We start from the raw sequence: 17613 nt of genomic DNA on the forward strand, positions 1-17613 counted from the left end.
TCGCAATCGTAAAGCCGACTCCCGGCCGCCCGGCCCGGTCCCGGCGCGCGGCGCCCCTGGGAGGATGGGACCGTGATGGGGACTTTGCTGCTGGCGGCGGCGCCGATCGGGCAGGCCGGGGACGCGTCGGTGCGGCTGCGGGACGCGCTGGCCGCCGCGCCGGTGATCGCCGCCGAGGACACCCGGCGGCTCCGCCGGCTCGCCGCCGACCTCGGCATCGAGCCGACCGGGCGCGTCGTGTCGTACTACGACCAGAACGAGAGCGCGCGCGCCGCCGAGCTGCTGGAGGACCTGCTGGCCGGACGGGACGTCCTGGTGATCACCGACGCGGGGATGCCGGGCGTGTCCGACCCGGGGTACCGGCTGGTGCGCGCCGCGGTGGAGCGGGACGTGCCGGTCTCGGTGCTGCCCGGGCCGTCCGCCGTCACCACCGCGCTGGTCGTGTCGGGGCTGCCGACGGACCGGTTCTGCTTCGAGGGCTTCCCGCCGCGCAAGAAGGGCGAGCAGGCGCGGCGGCTGGAGGCCCTCGCCGCCGAGCCCCGCACCATGGTGTTCTTCGAGTCGCCGCGCCGGCTGGCGGACACGCTGGGCGCCATGGCGGCGGCGTTCGGGGCGGACCGTCCGGCCGCCGTCTGCCGGGAGCTGACCAAGACCTACGAGGAGGTCCGCCGCGGCGGCCTCGCCGAGCTGGCCGGATGGGCCGCGGAGCGGGACGTGCGCGGCGAGATCACCGTGGTCGTCGGCGGCGCGCCGAAGCCCGCCGGGCTGTCCGATCCTGCCGACCTGGTCGCCGCCGTCGCCGCCCGGGAGGCCGCCGGAACCCCGCGCAACCAGGCGATCCGGGAGATCGCCAAGGAGAACGGCGTACCACGCGGGACCGTCTACGACGCTGTCGTCGCCGCCAGGAAACAGTGACCCCGTACGGAACGATCCAAAGGCTGATTTCGGGGGAATAGCTCCTTCGGTGGCCCGCGCTGGACCACTAGAGGACCGGCGGAGCCACCACGCAGTGTGGGACCCCGCGGCTCAGAGCCCGGCGCGAGCCGGGCAGACGGCACGAGATGCCGCCGGTAGCGCGAGATGGCGTCACCGAGGGGGTGAGGGCCATGCAGGATGCATGGTCGAGCCGTGAGGCATGGGTCTACGAATGCCTGTGCTGCGAGACGACGTGGGACGAGGTTCTCGAGGTCCGACATGTCGGCGATGGGCACGGTAACGAGGCCGTCATCTATGAGCGGAACGGCCAGCCGTGCACGACGCCGTGGACGGACTCCCTGTGCCCGAAGTGCCAGAGCCGGAACGTCAAGGCGTGGGCGGCGTCCCGCAAGGCCGGGGAGATGCCCCCGGTCCGCGACGGGAGCGACGTGGCGATGGTGTTCCACCTCCGCCGCATCCACGCCTGGTGACCGGGAGCGGCCACGACCGGGCCCCTCGGGCCCGGCGCTGACCGCCGGCCGCGGATGGTCGACCGATAATTCACCGCCGGCGGGTCCCGAGGGGGCCGTCAGCCGGCGGTGACCTCCGGGACCTTCCGCCCGACGGGCTCGGACGGGACGTCCAGCGACCGGGCCGGGCCCGGACGCCCGCGCAGCCGCCGCCACCAGCCGTCCAGCCGGTGCCGGACCTCCGGCGTGAACGCCATCCCGGCGGCCAGCGCGGCCAGCGGGACGGCCGGCAGCACGTACCGGTAGTCGAACTCGGCGGTCGCGGCGGGCGCGAGCAGCAGCCCGGTCGCCAGCGTCCACGGCAGCAGCGCCTCGCCGCCGAACCGCCGCCACAGCGCGACCATGCCGCCGAGCCCGAGCAGCAGCACGCCGCCGAGCATCGTCCCGCGCAGGTAGACCGCGTCCTGGTAGCCGCGCATGACGCCGCCGAACGGCTCGATCACGCGGGTGCGGGCGTCGCCGCGCTCGTACGCCCGGGCCTCGCCGGACGCGGTCGAGTCGGCGTCCATCCGCCAGTCGGGCAGCGCGTTGCCCTTCGTGCCGAACTCGTACTGCGAGTAGGTCGCCTTGTCCGGGAAGACCGTGCGGTCCCAGCGGAACACGCGGAAGAAGTCGTGGGCGACGACCTTCAGGTAGTCGCCGGGCTGGGCGAGGATGGCGCGCTTGGCGAAGTCGTTGCTGGCCGCGTTGTTCTCGGGGCTGAACCGGGTCCCGGGGAAGCGGTTCAGCGGCGAGGCCGCGTTCCAGATGCCGTCCTGGGAGTTCGGCAGCCGGTTCGCCGGCTCGGTGCACAGCGGGTACTCGCTGACCGGCAGCCCGTGCATCTTGTGGCAGTCGGCGAACTTGTAGGCCCGCGCGTACAGGAAGATCCCGTTGCTCTCGGTGATCGCGAACTTGCCGCTGTCCACCTTGTACCAGGTCATGTAGGACAGCACCGGCAGCGCGCACGCCGCCGCGGTGATCGCCATCGTCCGCCAGCCCATGCGCCGGATCAGCATGTACGCCAGCACGCCGAGCAGCACCGGCGCGCCGACCGACCGCGTCAGCCAGGAGAACCCGACGATCAGCCCGATCGCCAGCGCGATCCTCCAGGACGGCCGGTCGTGCCACAGCAGCAGCGTCACCGCGACCATCACCAGGAAGGTGAACGTCGTGTCGGACAGGACGAGGTGCTCGAGCTGGATCTGGTAGGCGTCGAAGAGCACCGGCACCGTGGCGAGCGAGGCGCCCCAGCCGGGCAGCCCGAACTTGCGGCGCAGCAGCGCGTAGATCATCACGCCCATGGCCAGGCCCATGAGGTGCTGGACGGCGGCGACCAGCGCGAAGCTGTGGAACGGCTTCAGCGCCCACAGCAGGAACGAGTAGCCGTCGGGCCGCAGCGGGTGCGGGTACAGCCCCATCGCCACGTGCAGGTAGTCGAAGCTGTCGTTGAAGAACATCGCCGGCTGGTAGCCGACCATCGCGACCACCCGCAGCAGCGCCGCTGTGGCAATGATCACACTGAAGATCGGGTGCCGCCGGATCCGCGCCCATGTCCCGCCGGCGCGCCCGGCGATCCACGCGCCGATCCCGCGCAGGGACGGCACTCGGGCCGACACGCGCGGGAAGGCGGCGGTCGCGCCTCCTGGAGCGTCGCCGGCGTCGCCGGGCGGCGCGCCGTCGTTCGCCCGTTCCTTCATGTCCCCATTCGCGGCGCCATTTCCGACGTCGCCGGAGGGTGCCTCCGCGGCCGCCGGGGAACCGTTCTCCGGTTCCGGTCCGCCGGGCGTGTCGCGGGCCGTTCCCGGCCCCTCCGCGACGGCCCCGGTATCCGCCGTGACCTGGGAGGTCTCCGCCGTGCCCGCGTCCGCCGCGGCCCCCTTCAGCTCGGCACCGCGCGGCGATTCGACAGCCACTCCGGCACCTCCCCTCCGCCGCTCTGTCCTCGGACCTGTGGCACTGCGTCCTCCGCCGCGCGTCACAGTCGACCCACCCTTTCCGGGCCGCCATACCCGTATGCTTGACGTCCTAGCCTGCCGCCCGGTTCGCGGCGGAGAGGGTTTTTCGGTTGCAAGTAGGCAACACGATACGGGTGCTCTTATGGAGAGCGGCCACCATCACCCGTCCACGGCAGGCATCATGAACGACGACGGGCCGCCGGGCGGATACACCATGAGACCAGACAACCGCACCGCCAACGGTCACCAGGGGTAACGAAGGAGATCGCGTGGAACTCTCCGTAGTGATGCCATGCCTGAACGAGGCCGAAACGGTCGAGACCTGTGTCCGCAAGACGATCGGCTTCTTCGAGGACAGCGGTATCGACGGCGAGGTCGTCATCGCCGACAACGGCAGCACGGACGGCAGCCAGCAGCTCGCCCGGGACGCCGGGGCGCGCGTCGTGCCGGTGGTCGACAAGGGCTACGGCAACGCGCTGATGGGCGGGATCCGGGCCGCGCGCGGCAAGTACGTGGCGATGGGCGACGCCGACGACTCCTACGACTTCACCACCCTCGGCCCGTTCCTGGACGAGCTGCGCGACGGCGCCGACCTCGTCATGGGCAACCGGTTCAAGGGCGGCATCGCGCCCGGCGCCATGCCGCCGCTGCACCGCTACCTGGGCAACCCGGTGCTCAGCTTCGTCGGCCGGCTGTTCTTCGGCAGCAAGATCGGCGACTTCCACTGCGGGCTGCGCGCGTTCGACCGGGACGCGATCCTGCGGCTCGGCCTGCAGACCGGCGGCATGGAGTTCGCCAGCGAGATGGTCGTCAAGGCGACCCTGCAGAAGTACGACATCCGCGAGGTCCCGACGACGCTGTCGCCGGACGGCCGGACCCGCGCCCCGCACCTGAACACCTGGCGGGACGGCTGGCGGCACCTGCGGTTCCTCATGCTGTACAGCCCGCGCTGGCTGTTCCTCATCCCCGGCCTGGTCTTCATGACCCTCGGCCTGCTGGCCGGCATCGCGATCTCCGCCGGGCCGGTGCGGATCGGCGCGATCGCCTTCGACGTCGACACCCTCGTCGGCGCGTCCGCCGCGCTGGTGATCGGCTTCCAGGCGGTGCTGTTCGCGCTGCTCACCAAGGTGTACGCGATGCAGGAGGGATTCCTGCCGCACGACCGCCGGGTGCAGAGGCTGATCGACTGGTGGAGCCTGGAGCGCGGCCTGCTGACCGGCGGGCTGCTGGCCATCGCGGGCCTCGCCGGCCTCGTCGCCTCGCTGCTGCACTGGCGGGGGCACAGCTTCGGCGAGCTGGACCCGCGCGACTCGCTGCGCATCGTCGTGCCGGCCGCGACCGCGCTGGTCATGAGCTTCCAGGTGATGTTCGCGTCGCTGTTCGTCAGCATCCTCGGCATCCGCCGCCGCCAGCACCCGCCGCTCACCGACCCGGCCGAGGAGGCCGCGGGCGTGGTGGACGCCGCCGCGCACAAGGTCGCCGGCGAGCGCCAGACCGCGGCCGCCGAAGCGGACGCCGCCTCCGAGGACGCGGAGAAGGCCGCCGCGGACGCCGCTGGCCCCGCTGAGGTCGCCGAGGTCGCCGGGACGCCGGACGAGCACTGACCGGCCTCCGAACCCCCGCGGTTCCGGCGCGGTGACGGAGCGTGGCCGAACCCGAGAACTTGCTGAGGGTTTCCCGGCCGGAAACGTCCGTCCGTCCGGCGCTGTGACAGGCTGAGACGAACATGGATCTTCGTTCCCTGACCGCGCGCGGCCGGCGGACCGGGCGGCCGTGAGCACCGAGGCCGCGCCGCCGGTCCTGTCCCGCCCGCCCGCCGCGCCCCCCGCCGGACGGGACGCTCCGGCATCGATGGGGCGGCGCCGCTGGGTGCTGCTGTTCGTCCTCGGCTGGGCGGTGCAGGCCGCGGTGCGGCTGTGGCTGGCGTCCGGGCAGACGATGCCGGTGGCGACGCCGGACGAGTCGGGGTACCTGTTCGCCGCACGGGTCCTGACCGGCGGTCCTGACGCCGACATGTCGTACGGGACGGTGTACCGCGGCGGCTACCCGCTGCTGCTGACGCCGGTGCTGTGGATCGCGCACGACCCGGTGAGCGTGTACCGGGGCGCGCTGGTCGTCAACGCCCTGATCAGCGCGCTGATGATGCCGCTGGCCTACCTGATGCTGCGGGCGTTCCAGGTGCGCCGGCGCTGGTCGTACCTGTTCGCGCACGTCACGGCGCTGCTGCCGGGCGTGCTGTTCTTCTCCGAGTTCGCGCTGACGGACGCGGTCCTGCCGGTGGTCGTGGTGGGCTGGCTGCTGTTCGTCCACACCTGGCTGCACGCCGGGCGCTCGCCCGCCGGGGAGTCGCCGCGGGTCGCGCTGTACGGGGCGGGCGCGTCGCTGCTCGTCGCGTTCGCCTACACCTCGCACACGCGCGGGACGATCCTGCTGGGCGTCCACGCGGTGCTGCTGGCGGCCGCCCTGGTGTTCCGGTGGCGGCCCTGGCGGGGCGTCGCGGTGCAGGCCCTCGTGCTCGCCGCCGCGGTCGGTGCGGGGACGCTGCTGAACCGCTCGCTGCTGCCGCACATGTACCCGTCCGGCGACAACGACCTGAGCGGGAACCTCGTCCGCCGCGTCACCACGCAGGACGGCTGGGCCTGGATGCTGTCGCTCGGCACCGGCCAGATCTGGTACCAGGCCGTCGCGACGGGCGGGATCGCGGCGATCGGCCTCATCACGGTCGCGTTCGTCGCCGCCAGGCGCGGCACGCCGCTCCGGCAGCGGACGCTGGCGCTCGGCATCCTCGTGATCGTGGCGGGGATCGCGTTCGCGACGTCCGCGGCGCTCCCGGACGAGTACCGGATCGGCAACTACGTCTACGGCCGCTACCTGGCGTGCATCACCCCGGTCCTGTTCATGGTGGGGATCGCGGTGCTGCTGCGGGCGTCGCGGCGGACGCTGGCGCTCGTGGCGGGCTCGGCCGCCGTGCTGACCCTCCTGGCGGCGTGCGTGGTCCAGTGGTACGCGGGCGACCGGCTGACCCGGTACACGTTCACGTCGTACGACTTCCCGGAGACGTCGTTCCTCACCTGGGACTGGAAGTCGTTCGAGCTGTGGCACGCCACCGTCGCGGGGCTCGCGCTGCTCGGCCTCGCGGTCGCGGCGGTGCTGCTGCGCCGCCACGGCCCGGCGCTGCTCGCCGGGCTCCTCGCCGCAGTGACGCTGGCGATGTCGGTCACCGCCACGGAGCGGATCGCGCACCCGCTGGTCGACGCCGAGATCGCGCACACCGACCTGCGGGGGATCCCGGGCCTGCGCGACACCCGGTCGGTGGCGATCGACTGGAACGTCCCGTGGACGATCCGCCTGTCGCAGTACTACTGGGCCTGGTGGAGCGACGGCAGCGTCTTCAACGCCCAGACCACCCCGGCGCCGCGGGACGCGGACATGGTCATCATGTGGTGGCCCAAGAACGTCCCGGCGGAGCGGTCCTGGCCGCACGGCGCGCCCTCCGGCTGGAAGGTCGTCGACAGCCGCCGCACCGTCGAGGGCGACTGGGTCGCCTGGACCCGCTAGACGCCCCGCGGGGCCGTCAACCGGTGGCGCCGGGCGGCGGGTTCCACAGCTGCAGGACGCCGTCGGACGACCGCCACATCAGCCGCCAGCCCTTCGCGGGGTCCGGCTTCCAGCCGGCGGCGATCTGCGACTCCTGGCCGCGCCAGTGCGTGTACAGCATCGGCCCCTGGAGGACGTCGAGCGGCAGTTGCGGCACATAGTGCGGGAAGTCGCGGATCTCGCCGTGCCAGATCGGCTCGCCCCACATGTCCCGCGTGTAGAACGTCAGGGTCTGCGCGAGGCGCCGGTCGGCGCAGATCAGCCGTAGGTCCTGGTGCTCGCCTAGGTAGATCCGCAGCTGGTTCCACGCCTTGTCGCGCGGCAGCTCGGGGACGGCCGTCACGGCGGCCCACACGTACGCGCCGCCGAGCGCCACCGCCGCGACCGGGACGACGAGGGTCCGCAGCCGCAGCCGCGCGACCAGGCCGTCCGGGATCATCCTGAACATCAGGATCAGCGACCCGAACCCGCCCGCGAGCAGCGCGGGCAGCACCGCGAACCAGTACCGCTGGAGCCAGGCGCGCAGCGAGATGCTGTGCGGGTCGAGGACGCCGGAGAAGACCGTCAGTGGGACGGCGAGGGTGAAGAACCACACCAGCACCAGCGCGAGCCGCCGGTCTCGGGTGACCGCGAACCCGACGATCGTCAGCGCCAGCGCCGCGACGAAGATCGTGCCGAGCGGGTTCCAGTCGTGCATGGCGCGCAGGAACGACCGCGCGGCCAGCCCGCGCGTCACGTAGTCGCGGGACTCGCCGCCGTGCTCGGCCGCCGAGATCAGCCCGGCGAGCGGGTTGCCCCACACGATCTGGTTGTGGACGAAGTTGAACGCCAGCACGACCGCCATCGGCGCGCCGACCGTGATGTTGCGCCGCCACGGGATCCGCAGCAGCGCCAGGTAGGCGGGGATCGCGAGGAACAGGAACGCCAGGAACTCCCGGACGAGGAACGAGCAGCCGAGCAGGAGCCCCGCCGCCAGCAGGAACCTCGTCTGGACGCGTCCCGTCCGGCGGCTCGCCACGACCAGCGCCGCCATCCCGATCGCGAACAGCCCGGCGCCCGGCATGTCGGGCAGCATCACCCCCGTCGACCAGGTGATCTCGTGGCCGTACGGGTTGGTCATCGTGAAGAACGGGTGGACCAGCAGGACCCCGGCCGACAGCAGGCCCGCGACGTCCCCGAACAGCGCCCGCACCACCAGGTACGTGCCGACGAAGAACGCGATCCCGCCGAGCGCGGCGATCACGAAGTAGGCGGCCTGGCCGGGGCCGAGGACGTCCTGGACGAGCCGCGCGGGCAGCACCAGCCCGATCCGCGTCACCTGGTGCGGGACCTCGTCGAACGGGAAGACGCCGAGCGGGATGTCGGGCCAGTCGCGGGCCGCGAGCCACACGTAGTACGGGTCGAAGTACAGCGGCGGGGTCATCAGCACCCACTGCGCGGCCACGGCGCAGACCCCGACGAGCAGCGCCAGCCACCACACGCGGCGGGTCCGGCGGATCCGGGCGATCAGCCGCCGGGGCGCCCCGCCCTCCCGTCCGGTGGTCGTTTCCTGCGTGACGGCCGGCTGGTCGGCCGTGGTCTGCGGCATGGCTGGCTTCTGCCCCTGGCTGGACGACGGGCTGGACTGCGCTGGGCGCCGGACCAGGCTACTCGCGTGCCGGACCCGCCGTAGTCGGCCGTACCGGATCTGCAGCAACCTTCCAGCCGGCGTCCCGCTCCCGGAGTCATCCACAGGTGGCGATATCCGTGCGGTTCAACGGGGCGGCGCGACTACCCTTGATTCCATGTCCTCGTCAAGCCGACACATCCTGACCGCGCCCGCCTGGCCGTACGCCAACGGGCCCCGTCACATCGGGCACGTCTCCGGTTTCGCGCTGCCCGCCGACATGTTCAGCCGCTACCAGCGGATGGCGGGCAACCAGGTCCTGATGGTCAGCGGCACCGACGAGCACGGCACGCCGATCCAGGTGCAGGCCGACAAGGAGGGCGTGACCGCCCGCGAGCTGGCCGACCGCTACAACGGCGTGATCGCCGAGGACCTGCACGGCCTCGGCATGACCTACGACCTGTTCACCCGGACGACCACGCTGAACCACTACGCGATCGTCCAGGAGATCTTCAAGGGCCTCTACGACAACGGCTACATCTTCCCCACCACCACGATGGGCGCGATCTCGCCGTCCACCGGCCGGACGCTGCCGGACCGCTACATCGAGGGCACCTGCCCCATCTGCGGGTACGACGGCGCGCGCGGCGACCAGTGCGACAACTGCGGCAACCAGCTCGACCCGGTCGACCTGATCAACCCGGTGTCGCGGATCAACGGCGAGAAGCCGAAGTTCGTCGAGACCGAGCACTTCATGCTCGACCTGCCCGCCTTCACCGACGTGCTCGGCCGGTACCTGCGCGGCAAGCAGAGCGGGTCGCTGGCGTGGCGGCCGAACGTGGTGAAGTTCGCGCTGAACCTGCTGGACGACATCCAGCCGCGGGCGATCAGCCGCGACATCGACTGGGGCGTGCCGATCCCGCTGGACGGCTGGCGCGAGAACCCGGCGAAGAAGCTGTACGTCTGGTTCGACGCGGTCGTCGGCTACCTGTCGGCGTCCGTGGAGTGGGCGAAGCGCTCCGGCGACCCGGACGCGTGGCGCGCCTGGTGGCAGGACCCGGACGCCCTGTCCTACTACTTCATGGGCAAGGACAACATCGTCTTCCACGCCGAGATCTGGCCGGCGATGCTGCTCGGCTACAGCGGCCGGGGCGACAAGGGCGGCGAGCCCGGCTCGCTGGGCGTGCTGAACACCCCGACCGAGGTCGTGTCGTCGGAGTACCTGACGATGGAGGGCCGCAAGTTCTCCTCGTCCCGCCAGGTCGTCATCTACGTCAAGGACTTCCTGGAGCGCTACGACGTCGACGCGCTGCGCTACTACGTCGCCGTCGCCGGCCCGGAGAACAACGACACCGACTTCACCTGGTCGGAGTTCGTCCGCCGCAACAACGACGAGCTGGTCGCCGCGTGGGGCAACCTCGTCAACCGGTCGGTGAACATGGCCGCGAAGAACTTCGGCGCGATCCCCGAGCCGGGCGACCTCAACGACGCCGACCGCGCCCTGATGGAGCGCAGCCGCAACGGGTTCGCGGCGGTGGGCGCCGAGCTGGAGCGGTCGCGCTTCAAGAACGCGATCACCGAGGCGCTCGACGTCGTCCGGGACGCCAACCGCTACCTGTCGGACCAGGCGCCCTGGAAGCTGAAGGACGACCCGGCCCGCGTCCAGTCGATCCTGCACACCGCGCTGCAGGTCGTCGACGACGCCAAGACGCTGCTGACCCCGTTCCTGCCGAACTCCTCGCAGAAGGTGTACGAGCTGCTCGGCGGCGAGGGCGAGTGGAGCGGCATGCCGCGGCTGGAGACGGTCTCGGAGGAGGGCGGCCCCGACTACCGGGTCCTCACCGGCGACTACGCCACCGCGGCGCGCTGGGAGTCCACGCCGATCAAGCCGGGGGTCCCGCTGGCCAAGCCGACCCCGCTGTTCAAGAAGCTCGACGCGTCCGTGGTGGACGAGGAACTCGCCCGGCTGGAGGCGGAGTGAGCCCGGCGGACGGCCAGGGCGGCGAGGCCGCCCGGTCTTTCCCGCCGCTGCCCGAGCGGCTCCCGGTCGACGTGTTCGACAGCCACTGCCATCTCGACATCGTCGACACGCCGGTCAGCGAGCAGCTGCACTCGGCGAAGGCGGCGGGCGTCACCCGGATCGTGACGATCGGCTGCGACCTGCCGTCCTCGCGGTTCGCGGTCGACGCCGCCGCCGAGTTCGACGACGTCTACGCGGGCGTCGCGATCCACCCGAACGAGACGACGGGCATCAACGACGACGTCCTGCACGACATCGAGGCGATGGCCGCGCACCCGAAGGTGCGGGCGATCGGCGAGACGGGCCTGGACTACTACCGCGACTGGGCGCCGAAGGCCGACCAGCACGCGTCGTTCCGCGCGCACATCGCGATCGCCAAGCGCACCGGCAAGGCCCTGGTCATCCACGACCGCGAGGCCCATGACGACGTGCTGGCGATCCTGCGGGAGGAGGGCGCGCCGGAGCGGGTGGTGTTCCACTGCTTCTCCGGCGACGCCGCCATGGCGAAGGTCTGCGCCGACCGCGGCTACGTGATGAGCTTCGCCGGGAACGTCACGTTCAAGAACGCCGAGCCGCTGCGCGAGGCGCTGCGCGTCGCGCCGCTCGACCTCGTCCTCGTCGAGACCGACGCGCCGTTCCTCACCCCGGTCCCGAACCGGGGCAAGCCGAACGCGTCGTACCTCATCCCGCACACCGTCCGCGCGATGGCGGAGGTCAAGAACGTCGACCTCGCCGAGCTGTGCGCCGCCATCGCCGCCAACGGCGAACGCACCTTCGGCGGCTGGTAGCCGGAGGTGCGGGCCTCCTCTCCCCGGGCATAGGCCAGGGGAGGGGAGGCGGCATGGACGCGGACGTCATCGTCGTCGGGGCGGGGCTGGCCGGGTTGGTCGCCGCGCACGAGCTGACCGCGCGCGGACGCCGCGTGGCGCTGGTCGAGCAGGAGAACGCCGCGAACCTCGGCGGCCAGGCGTACTGGTCGCTCGGCGGCCTGTTCCTGGTGGACACCCCGGAGCAGCGCCGGCTCCGCGTCCGGGACTCCTTCGACCTGGCCTGGAGCGACTGGCAGGGCAGCGCCGGCTTCGACCGCCTCGACGACGAGGACGCCTGGGCGGCCCGGTGGGCGCGCGCGTACGTGGAGTGGGCCGCCGGGGAGAAGCGGGCGTGGCTGGCGTCCCACGGCGTCCGGCTGACCCCGGTGGTCGGCTGGGCGGAGCGCGGCGACCTCCGCGCCGACGGGCACGGCAACTCCGTGCCGCGCTTCCACATCGCGTGGGGGACGGGCACCGGCATCGTCGCGCCGTTCGTCCGCAGCGCCCGCCATGCCGCCGACGAGGGCCTGCTGACCTTCCACCATCGCCACCGCGTGGACGGCCTGGTCCTGACCAACGGCGCCGTGACCGGAGTGCACGGCGCCGTCCTCGCCGACGACGACTCCCCGCGCGGCGTCGCGTCCAACCGCGAGGAGACCGGGGCGTTCGAGCTGTCGGCGCAGGCGGTGATCGTCACCAGCGGCGGCATCGGCGGGAACCACGAGATGGTGCGCCGCTACTGGCCCGACCGCCTCGGCACCGCACCCGCGCACATGATCACCGGCGTCCCGGCCTACGTGGACGGGCGGATGCTCGACATCAGCGCCGCCGCCGGCGTCCGCCTCGTCAACCGCGACCGGATGTGGCACTACACCGAGGGCGTCCGCGACTGGGACCCGATCTGGCCCGGCCACGCCATCAGGATCCTGCCGGGCCCGTCGCCGATGTGGTTCGACGCCCTGGGACGGCGCCTCCCGGCCCCCTGCCTCCCCGGCTACGACACCCTCTCCACCCTCGAACACCTGCGCACGGACCCCGGCATCGCCGCCTACGACCACTCCTGGTTCGTCCTCACCCAGAAGATCATCGAGCGGGAGTTCGCGCTGTCGGGCTCGGAGCAGAACCCCGACCTCACCAGCGGCGACCGGAGGGCGGTGCTGCGCGAACGCGTCCTTTCCAGGGGCGCGCCCGCCCCGGTCGAGGCGTTCAAGCGGCACGGCGCGGACTTCGTCGTCGCCCGCACCCTGGAGCAACTGGTGGACGGGATGAACGCCCTCACCGACGAGCCGCTCCTGGACGCCGCGCTGCTGCGGAGCCAGATCGAGGCCCGGGACCGGCAGATCGCCAACCCGTTCGGCAAGGACGCGCAGGTGCAGGGCATCCGGAACTCGCGCCGCTACCTCGGCGACCGGCTCAGCCGCACCGCCGTGCCGCACCGCATCCTGGACCCGTCCGCCGGGCCGCTGATCGGCGTGAAGCTGCACGTCCTGACCCGCAAGACGCTGGGCGGCATCCAGACCGACCTGGACTCCCGCGCCCTCGGCCTCGACGGCCGCCCCATCGACGGCCTGTACGCGGCGGGGGAGGTCGCGGGGTTCGGCGGCGGAGGTGTGCACGGCTACAACGCCCTGGAAGGCACCTTCCTGGGCGGCTGCCTCTTCACCGCCCGAGCCGCCGCCCAAGCAACCACCCAAGCAACCGCCTGACTTCCGGCGAGACGCGGCACCGGTCGCGCTATGGACGGTCAGGGATGGGGTCGGCGAGGGCCGCGCGGGAGGAAGGCGGCTCGAAGGGGTCGGCGAAGTACTGGGTCTCGTGCGTCACCAGACCGTCGGTGAACTCCATGATGCTCACCGACCAGGTGGGCGCACCGTCATAGGTGATCACGCACTCGCTCACCCAGAGGTCCCCGCCGCCCTGGATCCGCACGACGGTGAAGTGGCGTTCGGCGGCGTGTCCGCCGCGTTGTGCCTGGATGTTCGACCTGCCCCGGAAGCGCTCCCCGGACTGGGGGTAGTCGAGGATCGCGTCCGGCGCGTAGATCGCGTGCTCGGCTTCGATGTCCCCGCGCTCGGAGGCCTCCCAGTGCTCCCGCAGCCTGGCCCGGGTCTCGGCGTCACGATCCATTGTCCTGCTCACCTTCGCTGCTCATGGTCGAAGTCCCCGCATGGGTGATGAGCCGTCACGCAAGGACCTCACGGTAGAGCCTTGAGAGGCGCGGACGGGGGCGGCACTCCGGACGGGCCGGAAGGCGATCGTCCTTAAGTCCAGCCCGCAGCGACCCGAGCGTTGCGATCGCGTGCGAAGCCAAGTTCGAGCTTGCGAGAACTTGATCGCGCAGCGAGCCCCCAGGGCGAGTCGGAGCGATGCAGCGATCGCCGCAGCGCCCGTTGAAGGGAGGGCCCCCAGGGCCCGACCGCCAAGGGCGGTGCAATGAACACAGGATCGCCGCTTTGTTCGTTGAAGGAAGGCGCCCCAGCGCCTGACGCCGAGAACAAAGCATTAAGGACGGTGCGGACGGCCGGGCTCTGGCCGTCCGCACCGGCCCCCTGGCCTCTTCGCGGGCTTCCGCGCCCTGGACACCCGCGTTCGGCGTGGGCTCCCTTCTCTTCGAGGTGGACTCTCGATTACAGAAAGTAGTCAAGTGGTGACTCTGTGAACATGGCCGTTCGGGTTCGCTTCCCCTTACCCGAGGGGGAGCGGGGGCGCATGTGGGCGTTGAGGTGGCGGGCGGCGGGCGTTCCGCTCTAGTGTCTGGCCGTTGGGCGGGCGCCCCCCCAGGCCCGCTCGGCTCCCCCTGGAGGAACGGTGCGTCGAGCCCCTGCGACTTCTGCTGTCCTGATCGCGACGGTCCTGCTGGCGTCGGCGTGCGGAGGCGGCGAATCGCCGAACCCGCGGTCGACCGTGCGTGCGGCGGACGCGCCGAAGACGTCCGCGCCGGCGCCGCGCAAGGTCGTCATCGTCGTGGACAGGAAGAGGACGACGACGATGACGACCGGGACGACCGTCCAGCAGGTGCTGGACCAGGCGGGCGTGAAGCTCGGCCGCTTCGACCTGGTGAAGCCCGCGCGCGAGCAGCCCGCCGGCGAAGTGATCAAGGTGCTGCGGCTGCTGTCGAAGCCGGTGACGAAGACGGTCCAGGTGCCGGCGCCCACGATCGAGAAGAAGAGCGCGTCGGTACCGCCCTGGTCGCAGAAGGAGCTGCGCAAGGGCCGGGCCGGCGTCACGATCGTGCAGACGGCGTACGTGCGGCGCAAGGGGAAGAAGGTCAAGGCGGTCATCGCGCGGAAGGTGAAGCGCAAGCCGGTCGCGCGGATCGTGGCGGTCGGCCCGAAGTCGGCGGGCACGGGCGCGGCGGCGAGGCTGAACTGGGCGGGCCTGGCCAACTGCGAGTCGCACGGCAACCCGAAGGCGGTGAACCCGTCCGGCTACTACGGCCTGTACCAGTTCTCGATCTCGTCGTGGGCGTCCGTCGGCGGGTCGGGCAAGCCGTCGGACGCGAGCGCGGGGGAGCAGACGTACCGGGCGCAGCTGCTCTACAACCGGGTGAACGGGCGCTGGCAGGGGCAGTGGCCGGTATGCGGGAAGTTCCTGTTCTCCTGACCTGCCACACTTGTTCTCGTGGGGGACAGACAGGGGCTGCTCGGGCCGGCGGACGTGCGGGAGCTGGCGGCGCGGCTGGGCATCAGGCCGACCAAGACGCTCGGGCAGAACTTCGTCATCGACGCGAACACCGTCCGGCGGATCGTGCGGGCCGCGGACCTGGGCCCGGACGACGTGGTCATCGAGGTCGGGCCGGGGCTGGGGTCGCTGACGCTGGCGCTGCTGCCGGAGGCGCGGCGGGTGGTCGCGGTGGAGATCGACCCGGTGCTGGCGGCGGAGCTGCCCGCGACAGCGGCGGCGCGGGAGCCGGCGCTCGCGGACCGGCTGGAGGTCGTGCGCGCCGACGCGATGAAGATCACACGGCTGCCGGGGCCGGCGCCGACGGCGCTGGTGGCGAACCTGCCCTACAACGTGGCGGTGCCGGTCGTCCTGCATCTGCTGGACGTGCTGCCGTCGCTGCGGTCGGCGCTGGTCATGGTGCAGGCGGAGGTCGCCGACCGGATGGTGGCCGCGCCCGGGAGCAAGATCTACGGGGTGCCGTCGGTGAAGCTCGCCTGGTACGGGGAGGCGCGCCGCGCCGGGCCCGTGGGCCGGGCGGTGTTCTGGCCGGTGCCGAACGTCGATTCCGGGCTGGTCGCGTTCACCCGGCGCGACCCGCCGGCGTCCGCGGCGTCCCGCGCGCAGGTGTTCGCCGTGGTGGACGCGGCGTTCGCGCAGCGCCGCAAGACGCTGCGGGCGGCGCTGGCGGGCTGGGCGGGGTCGGCGGCGGAGGCGGAGCGGGCGCTGCGCGCGGCGGGCGTCGATCCGCGGGCGCGGGGCGAAGCTCTGGACGTGGCCGCCTTCGCCCGTATTGCCGAGTATGGTCCTTCCATCGTGGGGGATGGTGCTCGCGGCGCCCCGGCGGCTTCCGCCGGGCCCGGCACGGACCCCGGCACGGCGGGTTCCCACGGGGCTTGACACGGGACGGGCGCCGGTGCGAGCGGCTCCGGCGGGACGGACGCCGGAGCGATGGACACGGAGGAGTCGGAGGGCGATGGTGAAGGCGCGTTCGCGGACGGCGCGGGCGGGGACCGAGCGGGCCCGGACGGCGCGCGCCTTCCGGCCCGGCGGGGCGCGGGGGGCCCGGCTGCCGCTGGCGGCGACGGCGCTGGTCGCGGCGGGCGGCCTGGTCGCGACGGTGGCGGCGGGGTGCAGTGACGGAGCCGGCGCTGCCCCGAAGATAACGACGACCGCGCGGGCGGGCATCGCCCCGACGCCGCCGGCGCAGGGCGCCTACTTCGGCGCGTGGGTGCCGCCCGCCGTGGGCGGAGCGGCGACGAGGTCGCCGTCGTCGACGGCGTCGGGCACCGCGTCCGAGTCGCCGTCCGGCACCGCGTCCGGCGGCCCGTCGGGCGCCGCGTCGAGTGGCCCGACCGGGAAGGACGCCGACAAGCCGGGCATGGCGCCCGTGGCCGCGTTCGAGCGGGACATGGGACGGCAGCTGGACATCGTCCAGAGCTACCGGGGCTGGAAGTCCGACTTCCCGGCCGGGCTGGACACCTCGGTGGTCGGCAGCAACCGGTACCTGCTGCTGACCTGGGCGGGCGCCGACACCAAGGAGATCGTCCAGGGCAAGTACGACGCGCTGATCCGCGCCCGCGCGAAGGCGATCAAGGCGACCGGCAAGCCGGTGTTCCTGCGCTGGTCCCGCGACATGGACCGGTCGTCGCTCAAGGACCGGGTGCACTCGCCGGCGGACTTCATCGCCGCGTGGAAGCACCTGCGGCAGATCTTCACGGCGGAGAAGGTCGACAACGTCGCCTGGGTGTGGTGCCCGAGCGCGCGCGGGTTCGGCGCGCCGAACGCGGGCGCCTTCTATCCCGGTGACGACCAGGTCGACTGGATCTGCGCGGACGCGCCGCCCGGCGCCGACTACGAGTACCGGGACCTGTCGGAGACGCTGAAGCTGTTCATGCAGTGGGCCAGGAACCGGCACAAGCCCATCATGATCGCCGAGTTCGGAGTGCCGAAGTCCTACGGGCAGCGGCGCGCCGAGTGGCTGCGCGCCGCCACCAAGACCCTGGAGGACCCGCAGGTCAAGGCCGTCGTCTACTTCGACTCCGACGAGCAGGTCGAGGAACCCCGGGACAAGCGGCGCGCGTACTCGGTGACGGGCGACACGCACGCGGTGTCGGCGCTGCGGGAGCTGGCGACCACGCCGTACTTCAATCCCCGCAACCTCCCCGTGACGAGCGGAGGCTGATCTCTCCCGTAGGGTTCTGGAGTGAGCGCAGTGAGGGTACGCGTCCCCGCAAAGGTCAACCTTCAGCTCGGGGTCGGGCCGATCCGGGAGGACGGCTACCACGACCTCGTGAACGTGTTCCACGCGGTGTCGCTGTTCGACGAGCTGACCGCGGAGCCGGCCGACGGCCTCGAACTCGCCGTCGAGGCCGCGCCGTACTCCCGGGTGGCGATCGGCCGGGTCCCGGCCGACGCCCGGAACCTGGCGGCGCGGGCGGCGGTGCTGGTCGCGTCCCGGCTCGGCGTGGAGCCCCGGGTGCGGCTGCGGATCCGCAAGGCGATCCCGGTCGCGGGCGGCATGGCGGGCGGCAGCGCC

13 protein-coding genes and 1 pseudogene are annotated in these 17613 nt (G+C 72.4%); 11 read left to right on the top strand and 3 right to left on the bottom strand.

Translation table 11 applies throughout. The features are described from left to right. The first annotated feature begins 75 nt into the window (after positions 1–75). Entirely contained in the window at positions 76–915 is an 840-nt protein-coding gene (gene rsmI / locus ABZ914_RS14050; protein ID WP_500193337.1) for a 16S rRNA (cytidine(1402)-2'-O)-methyltransferase, read from the top strand. A gap of 191 nt (positions 916–1106) precedes the next feature. After that, positions 1107–1406 carry a hypothetical protein gene (locus ABZ914_RS14055; protein ID WP_190854577.1) on the top strand — a complete coding sequence of 100 codons (300 nt, stop codon included), beginning with the start codon at positions 1107–1109 and terminating at the stop codon, positions 1404–1406. 98 nt (positions 1407–1504) lie between these two features. Here ABZ914_RS14055 and ABZ914_RS14060 read toward each other — a convergent pair whose 3' ends face one another. Beyond that, a complete protein-coding gene (locus ABZ914_RS14060; protein ID WP_500193338.1) occupies positions 1505–3124 on the bottom strand; it encodes a glycosyltransferase family protein in 1620 nt (539 codons plus the stop codon). 527 nt (positions 3125–3651) lie between these two features. On the opposite strand from ABZ914_RS14060, the gene ABZ914_RS14065 reads away from it, so the two are divergent. Together ABZ914_RS14065 and ABZ914_RS14070 are read left to right on the top strand one after the other, a co-directional pair. Then, entirely contained in the window at positions 3652–4986 is a 1335-nt protein-coding gene (locus ABZ914_RS14065; protein ID WP_500193339.1) for a glycosyltransferase family 2 protein, read from the top strand. Between the two features lie 169 nt (positions 4987–5155). Further along, on the top strand, positions 5156–6940 hold the full coding sequence (locus ABZ914_RS14070) for a hypothetical protein (protein WP_500193340.1): 1785 nt from the start codon (positions 5156–5158) through the stop codon (positions 6938–6940). A gap of 16 nt (positions 6941–6956) precedes the next feature. On the opposite strand, the gene ABZ914_RS14075 is transcribed toward ABZ914_RS14070, so the two are convergent. Continuing rightward, positions 6957–8567: a glycosyltransferase family 39 protein gene (locus ABZ914_RS14075; RefSeq protein ID WP_500193341.1), complete on the bottom strand. Its 1611-nt coding sequence runs from the start codon at positions 8565–8567 to the stop codon at positions 6957–6959. Positions 8568–8763: 196 nt separating this feature from the next. Between ABZ914_RS14075 and metG the strand changes: the two genes are divergently transcribed. From metG to ABZ914_RS14090, 3 genes are read left to right on the top strand one after another with little or no spacing between them, the layout of a single operon-like run. Continuing rightward, a complete protein-coding gene (gene metG / locus ABZ914_RS14080) occupies positions 8764–10566 on the top strand; it encodes a methionine--tRNA ligase (RefSeq protein ID WP_500193342.1) in 1803 nt (600 codons plus the stop codon). Continuing rightward, on the top strand, positions 10563–11393 hold the full coding sequence (locus ABZ914_RS14085) for a TatD family hydrolase (RefSeq protein ID WP_500193343.1): 831 nt from the start codon (positions 10563–10565) through the stop codon (positions 11391–11393). Before metG ends, ABZ914_RS14085 begins: the two co-directional genes overlap by 4 nt. Before the next feature lie 53 nt (positions 11394–11446). Further along, positions 11447–13120: an FAD-binding dehydrogenase gene (locus ABZ914_RS14090; protein ID WP_500193344.1), complete on the top strand. Its 1674-nt coding sequence runs from the start codon at positions 11447–11449 to the stop codon at positions 13118–13120. A 28-nt stretch (positions 13121–13148) separates the two neighbouring features. On the opposite strand, the gene ABZ914_RS14095 is transcribed toward ABZ914_RS14090, so the two are convergent. Beyond that, entirely contained in the window at positions 13149–13541 is a 393-nt protein-coding gene (locus tag ABZ914_RS14095; protein WP_500193345.1) for a nuclear transport factor 2 family protein, read from the bottom strand. A 681-nt stretch (positions 13542–14222) separates the two neighbouring features. Here ABZ914_RS14095 and ABZ914_RS14100 point away from each other — a divergent pair. The 4 genes and pseudogenes from ABZ914_RS14100 to ABZ914_RS14115 all read left to right on the top strand — a co-directional run. Beyond that, positions 14223–15017 carry a resuscitation-promoting factor gene (locus tag ABZ914_RS14100; RefSeq protein ID WP_500193346.1) on the top strand — a complete coding sequence of 265 codons (795 nt, stop codon included), beginning with the start codon at positions 14223–14225 and terminating at the stop codon, positions 15015–15017. Between the two features lie 18 nt (positions 15018–15035). Then, positions 15036–15974 carry a 16S rRNA (adenine(1518)-N(6)/adenine(1519)-N(6))-dimethyltransferase RsmA gene (gene rsmA, locus ABZ914_RS14105; RefSeq protein WP_500193347.1) on the top strand — a complete coding sequence of 313 codons (939 nt, stop codon included), beginning with the start codon at positions 15036–15038 and terminating at the stop codon, positions 15972–15974. A gap of 76 nt (positions 15975–16050) precedes the next feature. Then, entirely contained in the window at positions 16051–17259 is a 1209-nt protein-coding gene (locus ABZ914_RS14110) for a glycoside hydrolase family 26 protein (RefSeq protein ID WP_500193348.1), read from the top strand. A 30-nt stretch (positions 17260–17289) separates the two neighbouring features. After that, a pseudogene (locus tag ABZ914_RS14115) lies at positions 17290–17613 on the top strand (4-(cytidine 5'-diphospho)-2-C-methyl-D-erythritol kinase); the annotation flags it as partial.

The sequence above is a fragment of the Spirillospora sp. NPDC046719 genome (genome assembly GCF_040645715.1).
In the GTDB taxonomy this organism is placed as follows: domain Bacteria; phylum Actinomycetota; class Actinomycetes; order Streptosporangiales; family Streptosporangiaceae; genus Spirillospora.